Source organism: Trinickia sp. (genome assembly GCF_036503415.1).
GTDB lineage: Bacteria > Pseudomonadota > Gammaproteobacteria > Burkholderiales > Burkholderiaceae > Trinickia.
The window spans coordinates 87517-110619 of record NZ_DASXWY010000100.1 but is presented as its reverse complement, the minus strand read 5'-3'; the positions used below and the strand labels follow the sequence as shown (position 1 = coordinate 110619).

At 65.1% G+C, this 23103-nt stretch carries 23 protein-coding genes; 10 read left to right on the top strand and 13 right to left on the bottom strand.

Annotated elements, in window-relative coordinates; translation table 11 throughout:
- Positions 1 to 133 precede the first annotated feature (133 nt).
- The 9 genes from VGL01_RS13905 to VGL01_RS13865 all read right to left on the bottom strand — a co-directional run bounded on the left by VGL01_RS13905 (position 134) and on the right by VGL01_RS13865 (position 10281).
- The gene (locus tag VGL01_RS13905) at positions 134 to 622 is read right to left on the bottom strand and encodes a hotdog family protein (RefSeq protein ID WP_331570207.1); all 489 of its coding nucleotides are present in this window, start codon (positions 620 to 622) and stop codon (positions 134 to 136) included.
- Positions 623 to 626: 4 nt separating this feature from the next.
- The gene (locus tag VGL01_RS13900) at positions 627 to 1439 is read right to left on the bottom strand and encodes a beta-ketoacyl synthase chain length factor (protein ID WP_331570205.1); all 813 of its coding nucleotides are present in this window, start codon (positions 1437 to 1439) and stop codon (positions 627 to 629) included.
- Positions 1436 to 2677 (bottom strand): beta-ketoacyl-[acyl-carrier-protein] synthase family protein, encoded by a 1242-nt coding sequence (locus VGL01_RS13895; RefSeq protein WP_331570203.1) that lies wholly within the window; start codon positions 2675 to 2677, stop codon positions 1436 to 1438. The genes VGL01_RS13900 and VGL01_RS13895 overlap by 4 nt, the downstream gene beginning before the upstream one ends.
- A 27-nt stretch (positions 2678 to 2704) precedes the next feature.
- Positions 2705 to 3619 (bottom strand): polysaccharide deacetylase family protein, encoded by a 915-nt coding sequence (locus tag VGL01_RS13890; protein WP_331570201.1) that lies wholly within the window; start codon positions 3617 to 3619, stop codon positions 2705 to 2707.
- A complete protein-coding gene (locus tag VGL01_RS13885; RefSeq protein WP_331570199.1) occupies positions 3616 to 6135 on the bottom strand; it encodes an MMPL family transporter in 2520 nt (839 codons plus the stop codon). Before VGL01_RS13885 ends, VGL01_RS13890 begins: the two co-directional genes overlap by 4 nt.
- An 11-nt stretch (positions 6136 to 6146) precedes the next feature.
- Positions 6147 to 6818: an outer membrane lipoprotein carrier protein LolA gene (locus VGL01_RS13880; RefSeq protein WP_331570197.1), complete on the bottom strand. Its 672-nt coding sequence runs from the start codon at positions 6816 to 6818 to the stop codon at positions 6147 to 6149.
- Positions 6815 to 7786 carry an acyl-CoA synthetase gene (locus VGL01_RS13875; RefSeq protein WP_331570195.1) on the bottom strand — a complete coding sequence of 324 codons (972 nt, stop codon included), beginning with the start codon at positions 7784 to 7786 and terminating at the stop codon, positions 6815 to 6817. The genes VGL01_RS13880 and VGL01_RS13875 overlap by 4 nt, the downstream gene beginning before the upstream one ends.
- The gene (locus VGL01_RS13870; protein ID WP_331570193.1) at positions 7783 to 9546 is read right to left on the bottom strand and encodes an AMP-binding protein; all 1764 of its coding nucleotides are present in this window, start codon (positions 9544 to 9546) and stop codon (positions 7783 to 7785) included. The genes VGL01_RS13875 and VGL01_RS13870 overlap by 4 nt, the downstream gene beginning before the upstream one ends.
- A 75-nt stretch (positions 9547 to 9621) precedes the next feature.
- The gene (locus tag VGL01_RS13865; RefSeq protein WP_331570191.1) at positions 9622 to 10281 is read right to left on the bottom strand and encodes a hypothetical protein; all 660 of its coding nucleotides are present in this window, start codon (positions 10279 to 10281) and stop codon (positions 9622 to 9624) included.
- A gap of 491 nt (positions 10282 to 10772) precedes the next feature.
- On the opposite strand from VGL01_RS13865, the gene VGL01_RS13860 reads away from it, so the two are divergent.
- The 7 genes from VGL01_RS13860 to VGL01_RS13830 all read left to right on the top strand — a co-directional run bounded on the left by VGL01_RS13860 (position 10773) and on the right by VGL01_RS13830 (position 17681).
- The gene (locus tag VGL01_RS13860; protein ID WP_173255760.1) at positions 10773 to 11033 is read left to right on the top strand and encodes a phosphopantetheine-binding protein; all 261 of its coding nucleotides are present in this window, start codon (positions 10773 to 10775) and stop codon (positions 11031 to 11033) included.
- A 15-nt stretch (positions 11034 to 11048) separates the two neighbouring features.
- On the top strand, positions 11049 to 11765 hold the full coding sequence (fabG, locus tag VGL01_RS13855) for a 3-oxoacyl-ACP reductase FabG (protein WP_331570189.1): 717 nt from the start codon (positions 11049 to 11051) through the stop codon (positions 11763 to 11765).
- Positions 11766 to 11829: 64 nt separating this feature from the next.
- A complete protein-coding gene (locus VGL01_RS13850) occupies positions 11830 to 13173 on the top strand; it encodes an NAD(P)/FAD-dependent oxidoreductase (protein WP_331570187.1) in 1344 nt (447 codons plus the stop codon).
- Positions 13174 to 13182: 9 nt separating this feature from the next.
- Positions 13183 to 14352, top strand: a complete 1170-nt coding sequence (locus VGL01_RS13845) for an endoribonuclease L-PSP (RefSeq protein ID WP_331570185.1) — start codon at positions 13183 to 13185, stop codon at positions 14350 to 14352.
- Positions 14349 to 15158: a lysophospholipid acyltransferase family protein gene (locus tag VGL01_RS13840; protein WP_331570183.1), complete on the top strand. Its 810-nt coding sequence runs from the start codon at positions 14349 to 14351 to the stop codon at positions 15156 to 15158. Before VGL01_RS13845 ends, VGL01_RS13840 begins: the two co-directional genes overlap by 4 nt.
- Before the next feature lie 26 nt (positions 15159 to 15184).
- A complete protein-coding gene (locus VGL01_RS13835; protein ID WP_331570181.1) occupies positions 15185 to 15958 on the top strand; it encodes a glycosyltransferase family 2 protein in 774 nt (257 codons plus the stop codon).
- Between the two features lie 97 nt (positions 15959 to 16055).
- A complete protein-coding gene (locus VGL01_RS13830) occupies positions 16056 to 17681 on the top strand; it encodes an MFS transporter (RefSeq protein ID WP_331570179.1) in 1626 nt (541 codons plus the stop codon).
- A gap of 53 nt (positions 17682 to 17734) precedes the next feature.
- On the opposite strand, the gene VGL01_RS13825 is transcribed toward VGL01_RS13830, so the two are convergent.
- The 4 genes from VGL01_RS13825 to VGL01_RS13810 form a co-directional block, all read right to left on the bottom strand.
- On the bottom strand, positions 17735 to 18943 hold the full coding sequence (locus tag VGL01_RS13825) for a diguanylate cyclase (RefSeq protein ID WP_331570177.1): 1209 nt from the start codon (positions 18941 to 18943) through the stop codon (positions 17735 to 17737).
- Positions 18944 to 19222: 279 nt separating this feature from the next.
- Positions 19223 to 19720: a TPM domain-containing protein gene (locus VGL01_RS13820; protein ID WP_331570175.1), complete on the bottom strand. Its 498-nt coding sequence runs from the start codon at positions 19718 to 19720 to the stop codon at positions 19223 to 19225.
- A gap of 2 nt (positions 19721 to 19722) precedes the next feature.
- Positions 19723 to 20580: a TPM domain-containing protein gene (locus VGL01_RS13815; RefSeq protein WP_414720251.1), complete on the bottom strand. Its 858-nt coding sequence runs from the start codon at positions 20578 to 20580 to the stop codon at positions 19723 to 19725.
- Complete coding sequence (locus VGL01_RS13810) at positions 20577 to 21203, bottom strand: LemA family protein (RefSeq protein WP_331570173.1); 627 nt, start codon at positions 21201 to 21203, stop codon at positions 20577 to 20579. Before VGL01_RS13810 ends, VGL01_RS13815 begins: the two co-directional genes overlap by 4 nt.
- Positions 21204 to 21495: 292 nt before the next feature.
- Here VGL01_RS13810 and VGL01_RS13805 point away from each other — a divergent pair, with 292 nt between their 5' ends.
- From VGL01_RS13805 to VGL01_RS13795, 3 genes are all read left to right on the top strand, one after another.
- On the top strand, positions 21496 to 21858 hold the full coding sequence (locus VGL01_RS13805; protein WP_331570225.1) for a DUF1924 domain-containing protein: 363 nt from the start codon (positions 21496 to 21498) through the stop codon (positions 21856 to 21858).
- Between the two features lie 109 nt (positions 21859 to 21967).
- A complete protein-coding gene (locus tag VGL01_RS13800) occupies positions 21968 to 22390 on the top strand; it encodes a diheme cytochrome c (RefSeq protein ID WP_331570223.1) in 423 nt (140 codons plus the stop codon).
- Positions 22362 to 23102 carry a cytochrome b/b6 domain-containing protein gene (locus tag VGL01_RS13795; protein ID WP_331570171.1) on the top strand — a complete coding sequence of 247 codons (741 nt, stop codon included), beginning with the start codon at positions 22362 to 22364 and terminating at the stop codon, positions 23100 to 23102. Before VGL01_RS13800 ends, VGL01_RS13795 begins: the two co-directional genes overlap by 29 nt.
- The last annotated feature ends 1 nt before the right edge of the window (position 23103 follow it).

Here is a 23103-nt window from a genome sequence, read left to right as displayed (position 1 = left end):
CCGCATAAGCGGCAGGGCTCAATATCGCCGGAATCAAAGCGACAAGCAGCAAACGACGGACTGTTGTTCTCATATGATTGCTCCTTTTCATCGTCATAAAGTTCATCGGAGGTCCTGAAGATCGGCCATCCTTTCAACCGGCCTCTTGCCGCGAGACGGCACCGACAGCCGAGGCGTCGAGAATCACGGCGGCGCGCCCTTCGACTATCGTCTGGTGATCACAGCTAACAACGAACCGATAGAGGATATTGTTGACATCGCCACTGATTCTCGTGGCTTCGACAACAAGCGGTGCCTCCAGTGTGTCGAGCCGCTCGACGTGCGTTTGCACGTTGCGCACGCTCGCGAGAAACCCCGCGCGCGGCCGCTCAGAGGCTGCGCCGAGCACCGCGCCGTGTACCGCCATCGCTTGCGCGGCATATTCGATCGCACAAACAGCGGCAAGACGGCCATTCATGCGCAGCGGATTACCGGGATCGCGATGACTCGTTGCCGTACAGCGGATGGTTTCTTCATCCCATTGCACGACTTCATCGAGTAGGCACATCGCGCCACTATGCGGAATGTGCGCGGCGATCCACGCATGATCGAGCGGCAGTGAGGATCGATTGTCAGCAGTCATTGCGTCAGGTTTTACTAGCATCGATGGGCACGACCTCCACCCGCAGACGCAAATGGTCCAAATAATCGAGCACAACGGTCCGGGCCTGCTTTGCGGCAAGCGCTTCGAGTAACGGCAATGCACGCGCCGCAGGATTGCCGAGACGCACCGCTTCGAGCGCCGGCGACGCAAGCGTCGTCGCCGGCGCATCGGTCAACTCGACATCGATACGCGCCACGGTGCGCTCGCTTTCGCGCGGCGTCAGCACCAGTGCGATGCCAAATGCATCCGCCGTAGGGCGTACACCGCGCAGTGGATCCGGGTATTCGGTATCGAATGCGATCAGCAGCGAATCCTGCGCATCCACGCTGACCGCGCAAAGGCTATCGAGCAGCCCCGCGCAGAAGCTCCCATCGTAGGCACACAAGACGTTCGACGAGGTCATGGCATGGGCCGCGATGCTCCAATATCCCGCGGGCGCGTTATGAACCGAGTTATGAAACCGTGTCGGCGAAATCTCCCGTTCGTCGCCTGCGAGCGTTTCGCAGATTGCATGGCAGTTCTCTCCATCGCCGCCCGATGCCGTGAAGACGGTGCTCAGTGCGGCGGCGTCGCGCCCGCTCGCTTGCGCCGCTTCGAAGCCGATTGCGAGCGCCAACCGCACGGGTTGGCTCGTGCGGCGTCGCTCGGCCGATGGCAGCGCGGCGGGTGCGGGAATGGCGGCCGGCGCGTGGACATACGCCTGAGCGCCGCTCAGTACCGGCACGGCTTGCGGCCAATTGGCGAAGCCGGGGCCGATGAGCCCGAGCCCCTCGATATATGCGCTCGTCTTGCTCATGATGTTTCACTTCCTCCGCGCACGCTATTACGGCGGCCAAGAATGAGGCTGCAATTGGTGCCGCCGAAACCGAACGAGTTGCTGAGGACGGTACGCACTCGCGCGTCCCGGCTTGCAAGGACATAGTCCAGTTGCAAGACCGGATCGGGCTGCGTCGTGCCGACCCCGGCAGGCACGAACTGATGGCGCAACGCGAGCGCCGAAACAACGGCCTCCAGCGCGCCTGCCGCGCCGAGCGTGTGCCCGGTCGCACCCTTGGTGGAGCTCGCAGGCGTTCCGTCGAACAGCGCATTGAGCGCAAGGGATTCGGCGACATCGTTGCTCGGCGTCGCGGTACCGTGCAGATTGACGTAGTCGATATCGGCTGGGCCCAAGCCGGCCGTCGCAAGCGCGCCTTCGATCGCGCGCCGCGCACCGAGTCCCTCCGGATGCGGCGACGACATATGATGCGCGTCGCTCGATTCACCGATGCCGAGCAACAGGATCGCGTCATCGCTCGTCTCCGTACCCATCCCCGCACGGTGGCCGTTGCGCGGCCGCTCGAGCAGGAAGAATGCCGCTGCTTCTCCTATCGAAATGCCCTTGCGCGTTATATCGAATGGCTTGCACGGTTCGGAAGAAAGCAGTTCGAGCGAGTTGAAACCGTAAAGCGTGGTCAGGCACAGCGAATCGACGCCTCCGACAACGGCCGCGTCGATCAACCCGGCCTCGATCATGCGGCGGGCCGAAGCAAAAGCCTTCGCACCCGATGAACATGCCGACGAAATCACGGCCGCCGGCCCGACGAGGCCGAAGTACGCACGCACGAAAGCGGCGAGCGAGTACGTGTTGTGCGTTTCGGCGTAGTGGAAGTCGGCCGGCAGCGCGCCGCTTTGCGGATCGCGCCGTCGATAGGCGAGCTCGGTCTGGAGAATGCCCGAGGTGCTCGTGCCGAGAAACACGCCGACGCGCGCGACCCCGTAGCGCGCCGCGGCGGATTCGACGGCTTCGGCGAAACCGTCCTGCGTCAGACCGAGTTGCGCGAGCCGATGATTGCGGCAATCGAACGCGCTGAGATCGGCGCGTACCGGGGTGTCGTCGACGCCGTCGACGGTGCCGATCCATGTCTCGAGTTCGGCACGCTCGAAGCGGCACGGCGCCAGGCCGCCGCGGGACTCGCGTAACGCTCGCAAAGTGGCGTCGAGGCCTCTGCCGATGCAGCTCGTCGCGGTGAAGTGGGTCAGTTGCAGTGGTTTCACAGGAATCAATCCGGATGCCGATGTGCTTTATCGATGATGAGCGGTCGTCTTGGCGACCGTTACCGTTGCGTTGGTCTCGGGTACTTCCGTAATGGCGGCGCGCAGCGTTGTGCATTGCAGCCGCGCGTCGCGCGCCGCACGCAATACTGTCTCGAGTGCCTCGAGCACGACCGGCCGGCCTCGCACGTCGCGCGCGGCATGGCCGTCATGCAGCAGCAGGATGTCCCGCGGCGCGAGGCCGTGCAGCAGCCGCTTTGCGACGAGGCCGGCATCGGATGTCCGGGTATCGAATCCGCGCCGCGTCCAACTCGCGAGCTGCAGGCCGAGCCGGCACAGCACGGGCTCGAGAAACGGGTTGCGCAGTCCGGCGGGCGCGCGAAAGAAGAGCGGCACCGTACCGCTCAACTCCGTCAGCGTGCGTTGGGCGGCATCGATCTCGCGTTGCAGGCCGCCCGGCCCAAGCAGCGAAAAATGATGCCGATGATGCTGGCTGTGGTTTTCAATGGCGTGTCCCTGCGTCGCGATCGCTTCGACGAGCGCGGGATGGCGGCGCGCGGTTTCGCCGATGCAGAAGAACGTCGCACGCGCTTCATAACGATCGAGCAGTTCGAGCACGCGCGGCGTGACCTCCGGATCGGGGCCGTCGTCTATCGTGATCGCAATCTGCTGCCGTTCAGCGGCGGACTCGGGCAACGCGGTCCAGTTGGGTCCGAGCCACGCGCTGCGCGGCCACAGCCCTGCGGCCGTCAGCACGGTATGAGAAAGCGCGACTGCGCCGGCCGCATAGGGCCAACACGCCGGTTGCACGGCCAGTGCCGTGACGGCGCCTGCGTGCAATGCAATCGTGCCGCCGACGAGCGGGGTGGGGCGCCAGCGGCGCGGGCTGCCGGCCTGCGAACCGGCAGACGGACGGACGAGCGGCAGTGGCGTTGGCTCGTTCATGCCGTCTTCCTTTGGCCCGGTTCATCGGTCGTTGCCCGCGACAATACCGTGTGCGGTGCGCGCGGCGCCAGAATCGCCGAAAAGAGCAGCGCCAGAATCGCGCCCGGGCCGACAGTGAGCCCGAACGATTCGAGCATCGGCACATGCGAGAGCGCCAGCAATCCGAATCCTGCGACAGTCGCCAGATTGGCGATCAGCAGCGAGGCAAGCGTCAGCGGTGCAACGGTCTGTGCGGCGGGGGACGTGCCGGTCGAATCGGCACGCGACGCATCGTTTCGTCGATTGAAAAACAGCGCATAGTTCGAGCCGATCGCGACAATCAGCAGCAGCCCGATCAAATGCAGGATCGTGAGCGGCTCATGGAACAGCGCGAACGCAGCGGTGACGACGAGCACGGCCGCGATCAACGGCACGAGCGTGCTGACGACGCGCCGCGGGTCGCGCAATGCGACGAATAGCAGCACGACAATTGCCGCGAATCCAGCCAGCGACAAACGAATGTCCTCGTACACGTAGTTCACGTAGAGGGCGTCGGCTTCTTTTTTGAGGTCGACGAAAAGGGCGCCTGCTACGCCGGCACTGGCGACGGCCGTTTGGATCGCATGCGCGTCGAGACTCGTCTCGTTCGCGGGCTGTGTTGCAGCGCCCGGCTGCGCGGGCGCGCGTAATGAAAGCATCGCTTGCCACTGGCCCTCGCGCTCGGTCAGCAGTGCGTCCACGGCCAGCCCCATCGACGTTCCTCGCAGATCTTCGCGACGCAAAAGCGAAGCGTTGCGCGCTTTCTCGACATCGGCGATGAACGGGGCGAAAACGCCGGGCTTTACGCCGATAGTCTGGTTGGCCACCGCCGAGCGCATGCGCGTTTCGAGCACGTCCGCCGGCGGAAGGCTCGCGAGCCGCGCGCGTTGAGTCGTGTCGCTCGGCAGATAGCGGGCCGGGCTGTCGAAGCCGGCGAGCGTGCCCGAATCGACCAGCGGTTGCAGCCGCGCGGCAATTTTTTCGGCGCCTTCGAGCGCGGCCTGTTCGCTCGCGCCCGAGACGACAACCAGATAGCGGACATCGGGTGCCCCGACATCGGCCCGCAACGCCGCATCGAGCGCCTGGCTCGACGCGGGGACGGGGCTCAGCGACGACAGTTCGTGGCTCCACAACTGGCCGCGATGCAGCGCGAGGGCGGCCACTGCGCCGATCATCAGCGCCGCGAACGGCCAGCGCAGGCGAGCTGCCGCATCCGCCGCTCGAGCCAGCAAGGTGCCGAGACCCGAGAGATCGCGAACGGCCGGTGCGCGAGTGCCCAGGTGAGGCAGCACATAACGCGTCACCGCGGCGGCGGCCGCGAGGCCGACCATCGAATAGAGGCCCAGTTGCACGAGCCCCGGGAAGCCTGAGAACAGCATCGACGCGAAGCCGCAGACCGACGTCAACATGCCGAGCCGGATCGTCGGCCAATAACGGGCGATCCATGCGCGCATCGCATCGCCATTGCCCTCTGGCTTGTCATGCCGCGCCGATTGAATGAACAGATAGATGGAATAGTCGACGGCTTCGCCGATCAGCGTCGTACCGAATCCGAGCGTGAGACCGTGCACGGTGCCGAACGCAAGGCTCACTGCCGCGAGGCCGGCAGCCACGCCCGACGCAACGGGAACAAGCCCGAGCGCCAGCGTGAGCGGGGAACGATAGACGAGCAACAGCAGCCCGACGATCAGCGCGAGACTGATGACGGACAGCTTCTCGACATCGTGTTTGATCGTATCGCGCGTTTCGACGGAGAACACGCCGGGCCCCGTGAGCAGCAACCGGCATGACGATGCGGCTGGCTTGCCATGCGCGGCTGAGGCGAATGCCGCCCGCACGGCGGCGATCGCACTTTCCTGCGCGTCGGTGTCGGAGCCGGCGCCGGCCGTCTGCACGACGAGCAACGCGCGTTTGCCGTCGCGCGAGGCCCATACGCCATCGGCGGAGGCCGGCTGTGCCTCGCCGTCGAACTGGCCGACGATGGCCGTCACCTCGCCAGTCGGGTCGCGCGGCAGCAGCGCTTTCGACATGAGCCCCGCCGATGAACTCAGCAGATCGAGGCTCTCGCCAAGCGCACTGTGCAGGCCCTCGGCAGAGAACCGCTGCGGCGTGACTGCGGGGCTCAGTACATAGCGATGCTCGAAAACGAAGCGCTCGTCGCGCGCCTGCGTGACGGGCTCGCCGTTGTTCACGGAAACGAAGCGCGAATCGCGGCGCAGTGTGGCGGCAATGCCGCGCGAGAGCTCGGCACGCGTGGCCGCATCGCCGCCTTCGATGGCGACGATGATGAGCCGCGAGATGACGCCCTCGCGCAATTGGTCGACGAGCAAACGCTGCTGCGCGCTCGGCGCGCGCGGCAGGAATGCGGAAAGGTCGGCCGTGAAGTGGGCGCGTTGAATCGCGATCGCGCAGCCGATCAGAAACAGCAACCAGAGCTGCACCGCGCGCCGGCGCAGTAGCGCGCGGCGAGGAGAACCGGAATCGGGTCGGTGCGCCATGGGGTCTCGCATCACTGTCTCGAAGCGTTGCGAAGCTGCATCACCGAATGATCGCCATCGGCTTGTTCGATCACGACGGTGCGCAGTACATCTCGCGTGCCGTCGAGCTTGATCGTCTGCACCGTCTTCAGCATCCGGGAATCGAGCGGCGTCAGCGTCAAGGTCCAATCGTCTCCGCGGCCCCCGATGGAGACCTTGTAGAGCTGTTCGAGCACATAACGATTGCCGGCCAGCGTCGCGCGGATGCTTTCGATAAATGCCGCGAGCTCGGGGTAGTGCGCGAGCGAGACCGTGTACTTGCGCTGATTGCGATCGACCGTCAGTTTGTCGCCGTCGACCACGAGCCGCTCGGGCTTCGGACTCACCGTCACTTTCTCGAGGTGATCGGGCGCGACGAAGGCCAGCTCGCCCGTCGATTCGATGGGCTTGTCCGCGATAGCGAGATATTTCGTTTCGGTGAAGCTCGCGCGACCGGATTTGTTGTGTGCCAGCGTCGACATGAGCCGGTCGAGCGTCCATTGCGCCGTGCCGGCAGCCGCAGGCGCAGCCGTAGCCGCAGGCGTTGCCGCGGCCGTGGCAAGGGGCGCGGCGCTCAGACAGCACGTGGCGGCGGCCAGTATGGCGACGGCCCACGCCGCACGCGCGTTAGCGCGCAAAGCGTTGAAGTCAGACGTTCGCCTCATGCGTCCACCTCGCTGGCCGATTGGGATGTGCGCGGCAAGGTGGGCTCGCCGTCCTGCCAGAAATCGAAGAAGTTGAACCAGTTGTAGGGGGCGCTGCGGCAGTGCTGCTCGAGCAGTCCGACATACCGCTCGACCGCGGCTTGCACGCGCGCCGCGCGATCGCCGGCCCCGGCGTACGAGAAATCGACGAGCGGTTCGAAGTGGATGTCGTAGCGGTTTGCGCCGCGATAAACCCCTGCCATGAAAATGACCGGGCGCTTGAGCATCGCGGCCATGCGCAAGGGGCTCAGCGGAAATCCGACGCGGCCGTCGAGAAACGCGCACTGCTGCAGCGCGCTGCCGTCTTCTTGCCGCAGCGTTCGATCGGCGAGCATGCCGATCATCGCGCCGCTATCGAGATATTCGACGGCTTCGAGCATCGCTTCGGGCCGGCCGAGGCTGATGACGTCCTGCTTCACGGCGGGATTGACGGTCGCGAGCACTGCGTTGATATTGCGGGCGTTCTCCTCGTACATCATGATCGCGACACGCAGATTCGGGCGCGTGCGGCCGATCGCGCGCAGCGCCTCGAAGCTGCCGAAATGCGCTCCGATGAGAAATGCGCCGCGCCCCGCGGCAAGCGCCTCGTCGACGAGCGCACCGCCTTCGACGCGAATATCGAACAGATCGAACCGCTCGTTGAGCAGATAGATGCGGTCATGGATCGTCGTCGCGAAGACGAGCAGGTGCCGGTAGATCTCGCGCCAACGCGCTGGGCGTCCCAGCACGCGCGCGAGATAAGCGCGCGAGGCGCGGCGTGCGAGCGGCGCGGCCAGCAGGAAGTAGAACGTGATGCCGTGCAGGACGATGCGCGTCAACGGTCTGCCGAAGTGCAGCGAGAGCCACGTCATGATGCGCAGCACGGCGAAGTTTCCGCGCTCCTGGCGTTCGGCCCACGTCGAATGATCGCGGTTCCCTTTCGTACTCATGCCCGTTGCCGCCGTGTCAGCACACCGGCGGCTGCCGTGCGCTCGCCGGTGCGGATGGTGAAGTGGATCGCGCCGCGTTCGTCGCAGCTGAACGAGAGCGCGAGCGGTTCACCGGGCGAAGCGGGCGCGGTGAATTTCGCCGAGCCGATCGTGCATGCGTTCAACTCGCACCCGAGGGCCGCGCCGATCCGCGCGATCGCATGGTCGAGCAGTACGACACCCGGTACGATCGGCCGGCCCGGAAAATGACCCGGCAACGCCGGATGATCGGCCGGAATCTCGAAGACGATCGGTTCGTGCTGGCTCTCGGCCGCACTCCGGGTGCTCGGCGGCGGTGCGTTTGCCTCGCTCGCGGGCGCAGCGCAGCGCTGCAGCAGCGCGGCCACGAACGGCGCCAGCGTATCGCGCGGGAGCTTGCCGGTGCCATTGCGCGGCAAACTGTCGACGAATAGCAGCGGGCGCGGCATGAATGCGGCATCGATCCGCTCGCGCAGCTTGCGTTGCAGCTCGGCAGCCGAAAGCGTCGGTGCCACCACGAGGGCCATCAGCCGCGTGACAGGCGGACCGCCTTGCGTATCGGCGTCCAATCCGTCGGTCGCGGTTTCGTCGGGCATGAAGAAGGTGCCGTCGTCGACACCGGGAATCGCCATCAACTGATGATTGAGATAGGCGATCGAGGAGCGCTTGCCGGCGATGTTGATCAAATCGCCCTTGCGGCCGTGCAGCAAGAAGTGGGTTGCATCGATCAACTCCAGCGCATCGCCCATTTGTACCGGCACCTCGACATGGCCTCCGGCCGCCCATATTTCGGGACCCTCGTCGCTGCCGGTCGCCGCGTCGCGCGCCGTCAAGGTGACTTCGGGGAAAAGCTCCCAGGCGGCGCTATGCGCGGTGCGGCGCGTCGCAATCTGGCCCGTCTCCGTGCTGCCGTAAATCTCCATCAGCGGTGCGCCGAGGCGCGCTTCGGCTTGTCTCGCCAGTTTTTCCGAAAGCGGTGCCGTGGCCGAGAGAATCAGCGCGGCACCCGGCAATGCGGGCTCGGACGCGAGCAGCGCGCGAAGGTGGATCGGCGAGGTGACGAGCGCGCGCGGCGCCGGTACCGCTTCGAGTTCGCCGCGGATATCGTCGGGATAGAACGGCTGACCGTTGCTGAACGCGAGCCCGCCGATCAATGCGAGCAGCACCGTGGATTCGAACCCGTACATGTGCTGCGGCGGCACCGTGCCGACGAGCGTCGTGCCAGCCGCTTCGACGAGGCCGAGCCGCGCCGCGGCGGCGCGCACGTTCTTGACGAGAAATCCCCAGGTCTTGCGGTGCGGCACCGGCGCGCCGGTGGAGCCCGAAGTAAATACGTACGCCATGATGCGCGCGCCGTCGATCTGCGGCACGGCGATATCGTCGTACGTCGCCAGCGCTGCGCGCGGCGCGGCAGGGTAGCGAAAACGCGGCAGCTCGATCGTGCACTCGTCCATGTCGTGAAGACAGAACGCGTCGGGGGCGAACGCTTGCAGTTGCCGCACGGTTTGCGGCGTGTAGGTCGAGGGCAGCAGGCTCACCTTTTCGGCGAGCAGCGTGGCGGCGAGGCCGACCGTGAAACGGTAGCGGTCCTTGCAGACATTGAACACATGCCGGCCCGCCGGCAGGGCGGCCGCAAGCGTCCTGACGTCGACGAGAAATTCACGTACCGTGACACTCGCCCCATCGCGCCAGGCGATGGTCCGATCGAGCGATACATGAGAGACCAGCGGAAAACTCGACATAACGTTGCTAGCGAATTGGCATAAGCGGTAAGCGGGCGGCTCGCAGGCGATGCCTGGCAGACCTTCCCTGGACATTCATCGCTGCGTGGCGGGCCGCCCCGCGGTCGAGCGCCGATAAGCACGAATGCTCGCGACCATCCCCGAGCTCCGCACACCGGGCAGCGCGAACCGGCGGCATGCATGTTCCGCGATGAACATGAGCGCGGTCAGCGGCAGCGTCAGGTAGTTGGCGAAGGTCGACCAGATTTCGATCGGGACAGTCGCGAAAAGCAGCGTCGAGACAGCGATGACAAGCGCGAAAAAGAGCGTCCAGGCAGCGGTGACCCGCCGCGTATAGACGGCGATTTCCGGCGCAAGCGGGTTGCCCCGCACGAGGGCGGCGAACTGCGTGCACAGCGGCACGCGCCCTTTCGCGAGCGTGCGGCCGAACAGGTACCCGAGCGCGCCGTTGAACAGCACGTGTTCGAGGAAAAGCCCCCACTCGTAATGGCGCACGAGCGCGCCCCGCGCGAGCCACAGCCCCGCGGCGGCCATGGCCACGAGCGGCAGCAACACGGGGCGCCGCGGCGAACGTGCCGCGTAGCCGAGGGCGAGAACGAGCGCCGGCGCGAGCACGAGCGCAAGGCCGAGCGGCTCCAGGCCGGGCGTGCTGACGGCGCGATGCGCGCCGATCTCATAGCCGACGATGAGTGCGGCTCCGGCTGCGCCGCGAACGATGGATCGCAAACGGCTCATTCGACGCTCCCCGTGCTGCAGTACCTTGTGTTACGCGCGAATGAAACCCGGCGAAAAAAAATCAGTGCCATCCCGAATAAGACCCGCCGACGGCAACCGCCCGCGAGTTTTGAGTCTGTCGCTTTGTGCGATCGATCATACGGAGTTCAGTGGGCGCCGGTGCTGCGTTTTGTAACTTTTTTGCAAGTCGATCACCGGCGGGCAGCGCCGGATTTTAGCGCACGTCGCCGCTCCGAACGAACAGGCACCGTGCGCAACGGGGCCTCGTCCGGGGAGGCCGCCCGTTGTTCGGCTGCTTCATTCAGTAACCATTCGGGTATACGGCAGGAAACGCTTCGTCTAGAATCGCTCGAACCTGAAGGGACCCCTTAATCGGCCCGGATGGGCCCCCCAATAAGCCGGAGCGGACCAACGACGCCGTGCCCGCTCGCCCAGCGCCGCGCGCCCGCCGTTTCAGGCTGCATCCTTGTTGTCAGCTCGCCGTAAGCATCATGAATGAATTGGAACAAGAGCTCGCCGGATTGATCATCCGCGAATTGAACCTCGAGGATATCAAGATCACCGACGTATCCGGCGACACGGTTTTGTACGGTGAAGGCTTTGGGCTCGATTCCATCGATATTCTCGAGATCGCGCTTCTCATCTCGAAAAAATACGGCTTCGGGCTCAGGTCGGACCATCCCGACAACACGAAGATCTTTTCGACCCTCGGTGCCTTGGCTGCCTACGTGGCCGAGCATCGTGTGCGTTGACCGGGTGCGCTTGCGATGAAAGCATTGGTGACGGGCGGCAGCGGCGCGCTGGGCCACGCGATCAGCGAGGCGCTCGCCGCCGCGGGCCATGAAGTCTGGGTGCACGGGCACCGCAACATGGCGGCCGCCGAGGCCGTCGTTGCGGGCATTGCGGCCTCGGGCGGCAACGCCCATGCGATCGGCTTCGATGTGACGAACGCCTCCGAATCGCTCGCGGCGCTCGAACGCGTGCTCGAAAGCGGCCCGGTGCAGATCGTCGTCAACAACGCGGGCATCTACGACGATGCGCCCATGCCGGGCATGACGCAACAGCAGTGGCGCAGTGTCATCGACGTCACGCTGAACGGCTTTTTCAACGTCACGCAACCGCTCTTGATGCCGATGATTCGCACCCGCTGGGGCCGCATCGTCAATATCGCCTCGGTGACGGGGCTCGTCGGCAATCGCGGGCAAACGAACTATGCCGCGGCGAAGGCAGGGCTGATCGGCGCCACGAAATCGCTTTCCCTCGAACTCGCCTCGCGGCATATCACCGTGAACGCCGTGGCGCCCGGCATCATCGCGTCGCCGATGACCGAAACCGCCTTCCCGCCCGAGCGCATCAAGCAGCTCGTGCCCGCCGGCAGGAGCGGCACGCCGCAGGAGGTCGCTGCGATGGTGGCCTACCTCGTCTCGGATGCCGCGGCCTATGTGACAGGGCAGGTCCTGTCGGTCAACGGCGGTATGGCTTGAGCAGACCGGCTCGAGACACCGACATCGCACGAAATATCGCACGAACGAAGCGAAGGCCAAGCCCATGAATAATCCGCCGCACCTTGACGAGATGACCGAGTGGGACGTTGCCGTGATCGGCGGTGGCCCCGCGGGATCGACCGCCGCCACCTTGCTCGCCGATGCCGGCTATCGCGTGCAGCTCCTCGAAAAGGCGCGCCATCCGCGTTTTCACATCGGCGAATCGTTGCTGCCCGCGAACCTGCGTCTGTTCGAGCGGCTCGGGGTCGGCGAGGCCGTGCGCGACATCGGCATGATGAAGCCGGCCGCCGAATTCGTTTCGCCGTTCCACGACCAGCGGCTGCAGCGCTTCCCGTTCGCCGAGGCATGGGACAAATCCATGCCTTACGCCTACCAGGTGCGCCGTTCGGAACTGGATGAAATCCTGTTGCGCAACGCGGCGACGCATGGCGCCGATGTCGTCGAAGGTTGTCAGGTCCGCGACGTCGAGTTTCTCCCCGACGGCAGCGGCGCGATCGTGAGCGCGAAGCACGACGATGGGCGGCCGTATCGGTGCCGCGCGCGTTTCGTCGTCGACGCATCGGGCCGCGATACGCTGCTGGCCAATCGCATGCGCACGAAGCAGCGCAACAAGAAGCACAACAGCAGCGCGTTGTACGCGCACTTTCGCGGCGCGCAACGCCATGCCGGGGCGGACGAAGGCAACATCACCGTGTATTGGTTCGAGCACGGCTGGTTCTGGTTCATTCCGCTCGCCGACGGAGCGACGAGTATCGGTGCCGTCGTATGGCCCTACTATCTGAAGCGGCGAGCGTCAGGCACCTCGCTCGAGACGTTTTTCCTCGAAACGATTGCGATGTGTGCGCCGCTCGCCAAGCGCCTCGAACATGCCGAGCTCGTGACCGGCGTGGAAGCGACCGGCAATTTTTCGTATTCGGGCGACGTGACGCACGGGCGCAATTTCCTGTTGCTCGGCGATGCGTTCGCGTTCATCGACCCGGTGTTCTCGTCCGGCGTCATGCTTGCGATGCAAAGCGCGTTCATGGGCGCCGAAGCGATCGATACGTGCCTGCGCGAACCGGCACGCGCGAGCGCGGCGCTCGCCGAATTCGATCGGCGCGTGCGTCATGGGCCGAAGCAATTCGCCTGGTTCATCTACCGGATGACCTCGCCGACGATGCGCAACCTGTTCATGAATCCGCGCAACATGTTCCGCGTGAAAGAGGCGCTGCTGTCGCTGCTCGCCGGCGATATCTTCGAGAGCACGCCGATCTGGCCGTCGCTGCGCGTGTTCAAGATCATCTATTACCTGTCGGCGCTGGCCGATGCGCGCAATTCGCTGCGTGCGTGGCGTGCGCGCCGCCGCATGTTGCGGCAAGCCGACGATGCCCGCACGGCAGCGGGGTAGGTGGTCTCGATGCCGGTTCCGTTTTTGAAGCTCGTCCGACTCGAGGGCGCACGACTTGCGGCGATGCTGCGAGCCGAGCCCGCCCATGCGCGAAACGAGGCGTTCGAGCGCGCATTTCCGGGCGCGCTGGGTGCCGCATGCTTCGGGGAGCCGGCGCAATGGGCGAGCTTCGCCGAGGCGGCGCCTCATCTTCCGCTCGCGCCGGCTCATATGGCGAGGCTCGTTCCCGCTTCGGAGCCGCTGCACGACAGCAGCGATACCTGTTTCGAAATCTGGCAGTGCGATGCCGCCGATCTCGCGAACGGCCACCACGGTCCGCTCCACTACCGGTTCAGCGAATCGGCCGGCATCGTGTTCGGCAGCGTCGAAGTGTACGAGCAAGCGCATGCAGATGTGCCGCAGGCAAGCGGCGAGACCCCACTCGAACGCGCCACCTATGCGGCTTACGAGGCGATCTTCAGCGTGCTCGATGCGCTCGACATGCGCCATCCGCTGAGAATCTGGAACGTCGTGCCTGCAATCAACGCGCATCAGTTCGGCAGCGAGCGCTATCGCCAGTTCAACACCGGGCGGCAGCGGGCGTTCAAGGCCTGCGGGCGCCCCGTCATCGATAGCGTGCCGGCCGCAAGCGCGCTCGGCAGCGCGGCCAGCGTCGTCGGCGATGCGGCGCCCGCGACGCCGTTGTCGGTGTCGTTCCTGGCGTCGCGCTCGCCCAACCGTGCGATTGAAAATCCCAGGCAAGTCAGCGCTTACCGTTATCCGGCTCGATACGGCCCGAGCGCGCCGACGTTCGCGCGCGCGGCGGCATGGTGCGGCCCTGCCGACCCCGATGGGGAATCGGCCTTGTTCGTCTCGGGCACCGCGAGCATCGTGGGACACGAAACGGCTCATCGCGGAGATGTCATCGCGCAGTTGCGCGAGACGCTCGTCAACATCGAAACCGTGCTCGAGGAAGCCGCACGCCAAACCCGGGACAAAACCGCACTGGCCGAGCTGACCTACAAGGTCTATGTGCGCGACGCGAACGATGCGCAGGCGCTTGCCGCCATCGACGAGGTGTTGCGCGCAAGGTGCGGGTCGTCGTTGCGTGCGCTTTATCTGCATGCCGACGTTTGCCGCGCGGACTTGCTGCTCGAGATCGAGGCGAGCGGCGGCCATCCTGTCGAGGTATTCGCGTGAGCTACGCCGGACCTCCGTCGACCGAACGCGTCGGCATCGACCCGGTATTGCGCGGGCTCGCGGCGCTGCGTCAGTACGCGGTCTTCTACTTCGGTCTGCTGCTGCTCGCGATCGCCTGCCTGGGCTGGCTGCCGTTTGCCGCTCTGTTGCGGGTGCTGCTGCCGCGACATGTCGCGCGCACGCTGGGGCGCGCGGTCATCCAACATGTCTGGCGGCTCTACTTTCATGCGCTTTCGGCGCTCGGCGCGGCGCATTTCGACCTGTCCGAGCTCGCGACGCTGCGCGGCAAGCCGGCGATGATCCTTGCGCCCAACCATCCGACGCTGATCGACGCCATGCTGATCGCGTCCTGCGTGCCGCGCGTGTGCTGTGTGATGAAGGGCGACATCGTCGACAACGTGTTCCTGGGTGCCGGCGCGCGTCTTGCCGACTACATCGTGAACGATGCACCGAAGGGGATGATCAAGGCCGCCGTCGACGATTTGCGGCGCGGCCATCCGCTGCTGTTGTTTCCCGAAGGCACGCGCACCGACTCGCCGCCCGTCAATCCCCTGAAGGCCGGCATCGGGCTCGTTGCCGCACGGGCGAGCGTTCCGGTGCAGACGCTCATCGTGGAGGCCGGCTCGCCGTTTCTCGCGAAGGGATGGCATATCCTGCGCAAGCCGGTGCTGCCGCTGACCTACCGGGTGCGGATCGGCCGCTGCTTTGCGCCGCCGCAAGCGAATCCGGACGCGGTGCGCAGCTTTGTCGCGCAGTTGCACGCGTATTACGAGGCCGAACTCGCGAACGATTCGCCCGCGGGCTGATCGATGCCGCGCACCCCCGCACGCTCATGCCGATGACCCTTGCCTCGACCACGCATCTCGTCCTGATCCCGAGCTACAACCCGGGAGAGAAGGTCTACGACACGGTGCGGCGCGCACGCGCGCAGTGGAATCCGGTCTGGATCGTCGTGGACGGGAGCACCGACGGCAGTGCCGCGCGCCTTCAGACCATGGCCGAGCAGGACCCGGGCTTGCGGGTCATCGTCTTGCCGCGCAACGGGGGCAAGGGCGCCGCTGTGCTCGCTGGGCTCGACGCAGCCGCCGCACAAGGCTTTACGCACGTGCTCACGATGGATTCGGACGGGCAGCATCCGGCGGAGCTCATCGGCCGCTTCATGGCTGCGTCGACGGCGCGCCCAGAATGTATGGTGCTCGGGCGGCCGTTGTTCGACGAAACCGCGCCGCGTATCCGCGTGCTCGGCCGCCAACTCTCGAATTTCTGGGCGAACGTCGAAACGCTGTGGGTCGGCGTCGGCGATTCGCTTTATGGGTTTCGCGTCTATCCCGTCGCACCGCTGCGCGCGCTGATGCACGCTCAGCGCTGGATGCGGCGCTTCGATTTCGATCCCGAGGCGGCGGTACGGCTTTGCTGGCGCGGCGTCGCACCGATCAACATCGACGCGCCCGTGCGCTATTTCAAGCGCGAGGAAGGTGGCGTCTCGCACTTTCATTATTGCCGCGATAACGCGCTGCTGAGCTGGATGCACGCGCGCTTGCTCGTGGGTTTCGTGCTGCGCTTGCCGCTGCTCGTCGTGCGTCGTTTATTCCGGCTCGGCCGGTAGACTGCGCGCGAGCGCCTTTCTGCGCGCGAGCGCCTTTGTTCGACACGCTGCTCGATCCGGGCAGCGTCGATTTTAAGCTTTACGCCATAGGATGCCGATGGACCGGAAACGAGTAGAGCAGGATGCCGCATCGCGCGGGCTGACCTTTTATCGCCCTGCGGCGTTCTGGCTCGGCGTCATCGCCGTCATCGCCGGTGTGCTCGCGCATTTGCCGATGTATCTGATGGGCCGGCATATCGGCTATCGGCTCGTCGGTATGCCGATGGATGCGACGATGGTGGCCGGCATGGCCGCGATCATCGTAGGCCTCGCCGTCAGTCTGTATGGGTTGGTTCCTCCCGCGGCGGCCGGCGAAGCTCGCGTAGGCTCCAGGATTCGAGTGGCCGCGCTCGACGATGTGCCGCTCGGGCCGGCGCATTACCGCTTGCTGCTCGCAATGGCATTGGCGGTGACCATCGACGTCATGAAGCCGACGGCCCTGGCCTTCGTCATGCCCGGGATGGCGCTGGAATACGGGCTCAAGTCGCCGCTCGTACCGACCGGCACGACTCCGGTCGTCTGGATCGCGCTCGCTTCGGCGACGGGAACCGTATGCGGCTCGTTCCTATGGGGATGGCTGGGCGACAAGATCGGAAGGCGCGCATCGATTCTCTATGCGGGCATAGCATTCATGGGGACGTCGATCTGCGGTGCGATGCCGAGCTTCGGGTGGAATCTCGTCATGTGTTTCATCATGGGATTGGCGGTTGGCGGGATGCTGCCGATTTGTTATGCGCTGCTGGCTGAAACGATCCCCGCTCGCCATCGCGGCTGGGTCATGATCCTGATCGGCGGGGACATCGCGGGCGCTTATGTATTGACGAGTTGGCTGTCCGCCGCATTGGTGCCGCTTTTCAGCTGGCGCATTCTCTGGCTGATCGGACTGCCCACGGGTGCGCTCTTCATTGTGCTCAATCGATGGATGCCGGAGTCTCCGCGGTTCTTGCTTCGTCATGGGCGCGAGCGCGAAGCGCGCATCGTCATGGCGCGCTATGGTGCCGCGATCGTCGAAAGCGAAGCGGTGCCGCCGTCCGCGGCGCGACCGACCGATGCGTGGAGCGAGCTCGTGAGTCCTCGGCTTCGCTCGAGCACTGGCGTCATCGGTTGTCTGGCAATCAGCTCGGGGCTGGTTCTATTCGGTTTCAACCTCTGGATTCCCACGAATTTGCGCATGCTCGGTTTCGCGCAGCCGGATGCCCTGCTGCGCAATGCCGCATTAATGGGCTTTCCGCTGACTTTCGTCGTGGCCTGGATGTATGGATTCTGGAGCAGCAAGAAGACCATCGTCGTGTTGACGTCGTTGACGGCCGCTGCCTTGTTCGGCTTCGCATTGGCCCCGGACTTCGTGGTCCGGCATCGCAGTTTGCTTTATTTGCTGCTGACCGTGCCTATCTGGGGAATCAGCTCCGTCGTGGCGGTGCTCTCGGTCTATAGCGCCGAGATCTATCCGACCGGCGTGCGATCGCGCGGGACCGGCTATGCCGCCGGTGCCAGCAAGGCGGGCGGCGTGGCGATCATTGCGTCGACCGCGGCGGGATTTGCGGCACCCTCGATCGCGAACATCGCGCTGGTGGGGGCCGTTTCGATGACGTTGAGCGCCGTCTTGACGTTCGCCTGTGCTATCGAGACGCGAAAACTACGGCTGGAAGACATCCATCGGAGGCAGTCGACGACTGCGGCATAGCGCGTGTCGTTCGTTCTGTCGAGCGCGAGCCCACCGCCGGCCTGGCGGCGCGGCTAACGCACCAGCGACACGACGTTCGAGAACGGCTTGTCGGGTGCGGCGCCGAACGCGTACTGCGAGCGACCGGCCCGCTTCGCGCGGTACATCGCGCTGTCGGCAACATCGAGCAACTCGAGGCCCGTGCTCGCGCGATCGGGGATGGTCGTGATCCCGATGCTCACACCGATCGCGAACCGGCCCCCATACTCGCGTTCTCCGGTCGCGCTCACGCATGCGATCAGCCGTTGCGCGAGCGCCCTGAGCTGCGCGTCATCCGCATTGCGCCGCGTGAGCACGACGAACTCGTCGCCGCCCACGCGCGCCAGCAGATCGTCCTCGTCGATCGTCGCGCGCAACGCGCGCGCGAGTTCGCAGAGCAACGCATCGCCCGCGGCATGACCGAGCGTATCGTTCACCGGTTTGAAACCGTCGATATCGAGATAGAGCAGGGTAGCCCTCACGCCTTCCTGGGCGCACTCGATCGTCAACGCATCGAGCGCGTTCAGCAAATGCCGGCGGTTCGGCAAGTCGGTCAGAGCATCGTGCGTGGCCTGTTCAGTCAGCAAGATCGAAGCATCGCGCGCACTCGCGAACGCACGACGCTGCACGAAAGCCGCATAGCCGATGAGGCCGCATACCAGTGCCGCAATCGCTGCCAGCGCCGCGCTTTCGAAGATCACGCGGGTATGCGCATCACGTGTCGCCAAGCTGCGGCGGTATCTCCACCGGTCCAGCAAGATATCGAGATCGCGGCGCAGTGCATCCATGATGCCTTTGCCTTCATCGGTCCGGACGAAGGCGAGTGCGGCTTCGCGATTGCCGGATTGAGCCAGACCGATCGTGCGTGCGAGCTCCATGACTTTTTCCGACCTGGCACGCTCGATCTTGCGGACGAGGTCGACCGAATCCGGGTCCGCGGCTACGGCTTGGCGCAGTTTGGGCATCGTGTCGTCGAGGTCGTCCACGCCCTGGCGGTACGGTTCGAGATAAGCGCTGCCGCCTGTGAGCAGGTAGCCACGCTGGCCCGTCTCCGCGTTTTCGAGGTCGTGCAATACCTGGTTGCCGGCCAGTAGCACGGCGAACGCTTCTTCATCGTTCGCGTTGTCTTCGACGATGAGGCGCGCCTCGTAGATGAACAGCGCCGCTGCCGCGACCAGGCCCGCCACGAGAAAAACGTAGAGTCCGAGAAACCGGTCGCGGTCCGCTTCCGCGGACCGGAGCATGCGTCGATGCAACTCGCCTCCTCGTACCACCGTTTCGTCTGATGTGCGCAAGACGCGCGTTTCGCCCTGCCCATGCTTGCCGGCCGGCGTGTCCTCTCGGCAGCCGGTCGTTGCGCGGCATGCTTACGTCACCTATAACGGTCGCGCGGGCGTCGACTTTAGCTCTGCGACGCAAAATCCGGCCGTCCGCGGCCATTCGTTCGTGAACGGTCACGTGGAGGCAGGCATCGGGTGGGTATGGGTGGGTATCGGCGCGCAAGCGAGCGGACGCACGCGAGTTCACAGCACGACAGGGCCGCTCGGTAGTTCTTCGCGCGACGCTCCGCGAGCGGGAAAGTGCTTGTTGAGCAGTCCCGTTACCTGCTCCACGCCGCGGATCACGCCGCTCTGATACCTTCCGTGGCGGAAATCCGTTTCCATGACTCGGCAGATGGCTTCCCATTCATCGTCACCGGCCTTCGCATGGATACCCCGGTCGGCGATGATCTCCACGTCGCGATCGGCAAGCAGCAGATAGATCAGGACGCCGTTGTTGTGCTCCGTGTCCCAGACTCTCAGTTCGGAAAAGACATCGATTGCACGCTCGCGGGCCGTCAATCCCTTGATCAGCGCAGCACCGTGCAATGCACCTTCGACGGCGAACCTGACTTGGCCGATGTGCGCTCGATGACTTTCCCGCACGGCCTTGTCGATGGCATGCAAGGACCGCCTGGGAAAGGCCCTTCGCACGCGCCAGCGAGTCATCGACAGGTGTTTCAAGAGTCGTCCGATATCCATGGCTACCACCTGCCCGATGCGCCGCCGCCACCGAAGCCGCCACCGCCGCCCCTGAAGATGTCTCGATTCGAACGGTCTCCGAATCCGCCGCGCCCTCCGCCGAGAGGCCCGCCGCCGGCGTGCATGATCGTCGCACTGCCGAGCAGCGTAAGCACGAGCGCAACCGCACCAGCGGCGATGGCGAGCAATACCGCGCCGGACATCAACCACGCGATGAAACCGATGGCGCCGCCGGCAACGAGCGCTCCGGGCAGCCTGCCCAATACCGCGCGCAGTACGCCACCGCCGACTACGATGAGGACAAACAGTAGCGGCAGCAACGCCCCGATGCCGTTGGAGCCGCGATGCCGTTCGCTCGGCGGCGGCAACGGCTCCCCGCTGACGACGCGCATCATGGCTTCGATGCCCGCCGAAACGCCGCCGTAGAAATCGCCTTCCCTGAATCTCGGGACGATGATCTCATCGATGATGCGATGGCTTGCCGCATCGGTTAGCGCGCCCTCCAGCCCGTATCCGACCTCGATGCGCAACGAGCGGTCGTTTTTGGCGACGATGAGCAATGCGCCATCGTCGACGTTCTTTCGCCCCAGCTTCCACTGCTCGGCGACGCGTATCGAATACTGCTCGATGGTCTCGGGCGCGGTCGTCGGCACGATGACGACGGCGATTTGAGCGCCCTTTTTTGCTTCGAAATCCGCGAGCGTTTGCTCCAGCGTGACTTTTTGCTCGCCCGTGAGTGTGCCGGTTTCATCGGTAACCCGAGCGTTCAGGCTCGGCACGGGTACCTCGGCTCGAACGCCTGTGCCGCCGAAGGCGAACAATGCGATGAATAGCGCGAGTGCCGCACGTCCAACCTTCACTTGGACGCTCCCCCTGCCGATGCCGGCGTCGCATCGAAGTCCACACGCGGCGGTCGCGAGAGCTCTGCTTCGTTGGCAACGGAGAAGTTCGGCTTTTCCTGATAGCCGAACGCTTTTGCCGTCAGGTTGGCGGGGAACGACCGGACGGTCGTGTTGTACGCCTGAACCGAACGAATGTACCGGTTTCTTGCGACCGTTATGCGATTCTCCGTTCCCTCGAGCTGCGCCTGCAAGTCCCGAAAGTTCGCATCCGATTTCAACTGAGGGTAGTTCTCGGAGACCACCAGCAGCCTCGACAAGGACGAAGTGAGCTGCCCCTGTGCGGCCTCGAACTTCGCAAACGCCTGGGGATCGGAAAGCAGCTCCGGCGTCGCATGGATCGAGCCGACTTGCGCCCGCGCTTGCGTCACGCTGACGAGCACGCTCTTTTCCTGGCTCGCATAGCCTTTTACCGTATTGACGAGATTCGGTACGAGGTCGGCGCGGCGCTGATATTGGTTCAGCACCTCCGACCAGCTCGCCTTGACCTGCTCGTCCTCCGTCTGGATGGTGTTGTAGCCGCATCCGGACAGTCCGAGCACGATCGTCAGAAGCAATGAACCCCAAAGCGCGCGTGTTTTCATACGCCGATTCCGAAGCAGGGCCAGCGTGTTCGGACGACGTCATGCGCTGCGGCGAGCTGCCCGCCGTCAGGCCCGAATGTAGCCAGCATGAGCACGACAGTACGCCGCCCGCGCTCGGCGCATTTGATGCAGGTCAACGCGCACTACCGGCTGCTGGCGAAAAATGGCTTCATGCCGATGTTAAGAATCCGGTAAGGAAGCGGCCCGAACATGCAAAGCATCGACTGGAGAAATCGCGATGCTTACGTCCGGGCGCCTATGCGCACTTCGTTCCTTGTATGTCTTCGGCTTGATGGTGGGCGTTGCCGGCTTGCCGGCATATGCGCAATCGCCCGCGCAAATCCTGTACGGCTACGCCGCCCAGTCGGGCAGTGCACCGGTACCGTCGCGCGGTCAGCAGTTCTTCACCACGCGGCATGGACGTGAGTGGGCCTGCGCGACTTGCCACGGCGTCACGCCGACTGGCAATGGGCAGCACGCAGCCACCGGCAAAGCGATCGCACCGCTTGCTCCGGCGTTCAATCCGGAGCGTTTCAGGGACTCGGCGAAGACGGAAAAGTGGTTTCGCCGCAATTGCGCGGATGTGGTTGGGCGCGAGTGCACGGCCTCGGAGAAGGCGGACATTCTGAGCTGGCTGATCACGCTCAAGCCTTAGTGCAAACGAGCGTCCCCCACATCGACTACTTCGCGAGGAGCAAAGCGTGAGCGTCCGAATCGCCTCCATTGCAGCCCGAGCCTGGGCCGCACTCGTTTCGACGGCGCTCATGGGTGCCGCATTCGCCGAGGATGGGCCGCAGGTGAAGTCCGTGACACCGTTGCCGGCGTATCGGCAGGAATGCGCGGCCTGTCATGTCGCCTATCCGCCCGGCATGCTGCCGGCCGATTCGTGGCGGCACATCCTGAACAACCTCGATCGCCACTTCGGCACGAACGCCTCGCTGGACCCGGCTTTCGTGAAGCAGATCGAGGTCTGGCTCACGGCGCATGCGGCAAATGCGGGACGCACGGCGAGCGCACCGCCCGAGGACCGCATTACGCGTTCGAGATGGTTCATCGCCACGCACGACGAAGTTCCGGCGTCGACGTGGCGACTTCCGGCAGTCAAAAGCGCTTCGAACTGCGCCGCCTGTCATACCCGGGCAGATCAAGGAAACTTCGATGAACGATACATTCGCATCCCGCGTTGACGGGAAGCCCCGCGCGTCCGGCACAGTCCGGATCCTCGTATGGGACGCGCCTGTGCGTGTGTTCCATTGGCTCATGGTGGCCTCGTTTGCGGGCGCCTGGCTGACGGCGGAAAGCGAACGATGGCGTTTGCTTCACGTGACGCTCGGATACACGATGCTGGGCCTGGTCGCGTTTCGGGTCTTCTGGGGGCTGGCGGGCACGCGGTACGCACGATTTGCCGCGTTCGTGCGCGCTCCGGCGGCGATCATGCGATACCTGGCGAGCCTCGTGACGCGCCGTCCGGAGCGATACGTCGGGCATAACCCGGCAGGCGCGATTGCCATCCTGGCGATGCTGCTCATGACCGGCGCGGTTGGTGCGAGCGGTTGGGCCGCGTATACCGGCACGGGCGGCGAGTGGCTCGAAGAGCTTCACGAGGGCATGGCCAACGCGATGCTCGCGCTCGTGATCGCACACGTCGTGGCCGTGGTGGCGAGCAGTCTCCTGCATCGCGAGAACCTCATCGGCGCCATGGTGACAGGGTACAAATCCGGCCGTACCGGCGAGGGCATCGGAAGCGCGCACCGGGTGGTTGCGGCGCTGGTCATCGCAGCCGCACTTGCCTGGTGGTGGACGCAGTGGCACGCCGCGCCGCCGACGCAAGCGACGAATGCGACCGCAGGTCACGCCGCACCGGCGCGCGCCAGTGGCGGCGATAGCGACGGCGACTGAG

What these genes read in the sequence shown, in the direction of transcription:
- VGL01_RS13905 (WP_331570207.1), bottom strand. Translation starts at nt 622, where the DNA reads ATGACTGCTGACAATCGATCCTCACTGCCGCTCGATCATGCGTGGATC.
- VGL01_RS13900 (WP_331570205.1), bottom strand. Translation starts at nt 1,439, where the DNA reads ATGAGCAAGACGAGCGCATATATCGAGGGGCTCGGGCTCATCGGCCCC.
- VGL01_RS13890 (WP_331570201.1), bottom strand. Translation starts at nt 3,619, where the DNA reads ATGAACGAGCCAACGCCACTGCCGCTCGTCCGTCCGTCTGCCGGTTCG.
- VGL01_RS13885 (WP_331570199.1), bottom strand. Translation starts at nt 6,135, where the DNA reads ATGGCGCACCGACCCGATTCCGGTTCTCCTCGCCGCGCGCTACTGCGC.
- VGL01_RS13880 (WP_331570197.1), bottom strand. Translation starts at nt 6,818, where the DNA reads ATGAGGCGAACGTCTGACTTCAACGCTTTGCGCGCTAACGCGCGTGCG.
- VGL01_RS13875 (WP_331570195.1), bottom strand. Translation starts at nt 7,786, where the DNA reads ATGAGTACGAAAGGGAACCGCGATCATTCGACGTGGGCCGAACGCCAG.
- VGL01_RS13870 (WP_331570193.1), bottom strand. Translation starts at nt 9,546, where the DNA reads ATGTCGAGTTTTCCGCTGGTCTCTCATGTATCGCTCGATCGGACCATC.
- VGL01_RS13865 (WP_331570191.1), bottom strand. Translation starts at nt 10,281, where the DNA reads ATGAGCCGTTTGCGATCCATCGTTCGCGGCGCAGCCGGAGCCGCACTC.
- VGL01_RS13860 (WP_173255760.1), top strand. Translation starts at nt 10,773, where the DNA reads ATGAATGAATTGGAACAAGAGCTCGCCGGATTGATCATCCGCGAATTG.
- fabG (WP_331570189.1), top strand. Translation starts at nt 11,049, where the DNA reads ATGAAAGCATTGGTGACGGGCGGCAGCGGCGCGCTGGGCCACGCGATC.
- VGL01_RS13850 (WP_331570187.1), top strand. Translation starts at nt 11,830, where the DNA reads ATGAATAATCCGCCGCACCTTGACGAGATGACCGAGTGGGACGTTGCC.
- VGL01_RS13845 (WP_331570185.1), top strand. Translation starts at nt 13,183, where the DNA reads ATGCCGGTTCCGTTTTTGAAGCTCGTCCGACTCGAGGGCGCACGACTT.
- VGL01_RS13835 (WP_331570181.1), top strand. Translation starts at nt 15,185, where the DNA reads ATGCCGATGACCCTTGCCTCGACCACGCATCTCGTCCTGATCCCGAGC.
- VGL01_RS13830 (WP_331570179.1), top strand. Translation starts at nt 16,056, where the DNA reads ATGGACCGGAAACGAGTAGAGCAGGATGCCGCATCGCGCGGGCTGACC.
- VGL01_RS13825 (WP_331570177.1), bottom strand. Translation starts at nt 18,943, where the DNA reads ATGCTCCGGTCCGCGGAAGCGGACCGCGACCGGTTTCTCGGACTCTAC.
- VGL01_RS13820 (WP_331570175.1), bottom strand. Translation starts at nt 19,720, where the DNA reads ATGGATATCGGACGACTCTTGAAACACCTGTCGATGACTCGCTGGCGC.
- VGL01_RS13810 (WP_331570173.1), bottom strand. Translation starts at nt 21,203, where the DNA reads ATGAAAACACGCGCGCTTTGGGGTTCATTGCTTCTGACGATCGTGCTC.
- VGL01_RS13805 (WP_331570225.1), top strand. Translation starts at nt 21,496, where the DNA reads ATGGTGGGCGTTGCCGGCTTGCCGGCATATGCGCAATCGCCCGCGCAA.
- VGL01_RS13800 (WP_331570223.1), top strand. Translation starts at nt 21,968, where the DNA reads ATGGGTGCCGCATTCGCCGAGGATGGGCCGCAGGTGAAGTCCGTGACA.
- VGL01_RS13795 (WP_331570171.1), top strand. Translation starts at nt 22,362, where the DNA reads ATGAACGATACATTCGCATCCCGCGTTGACGGGAAGCCCCGCGCGTCC.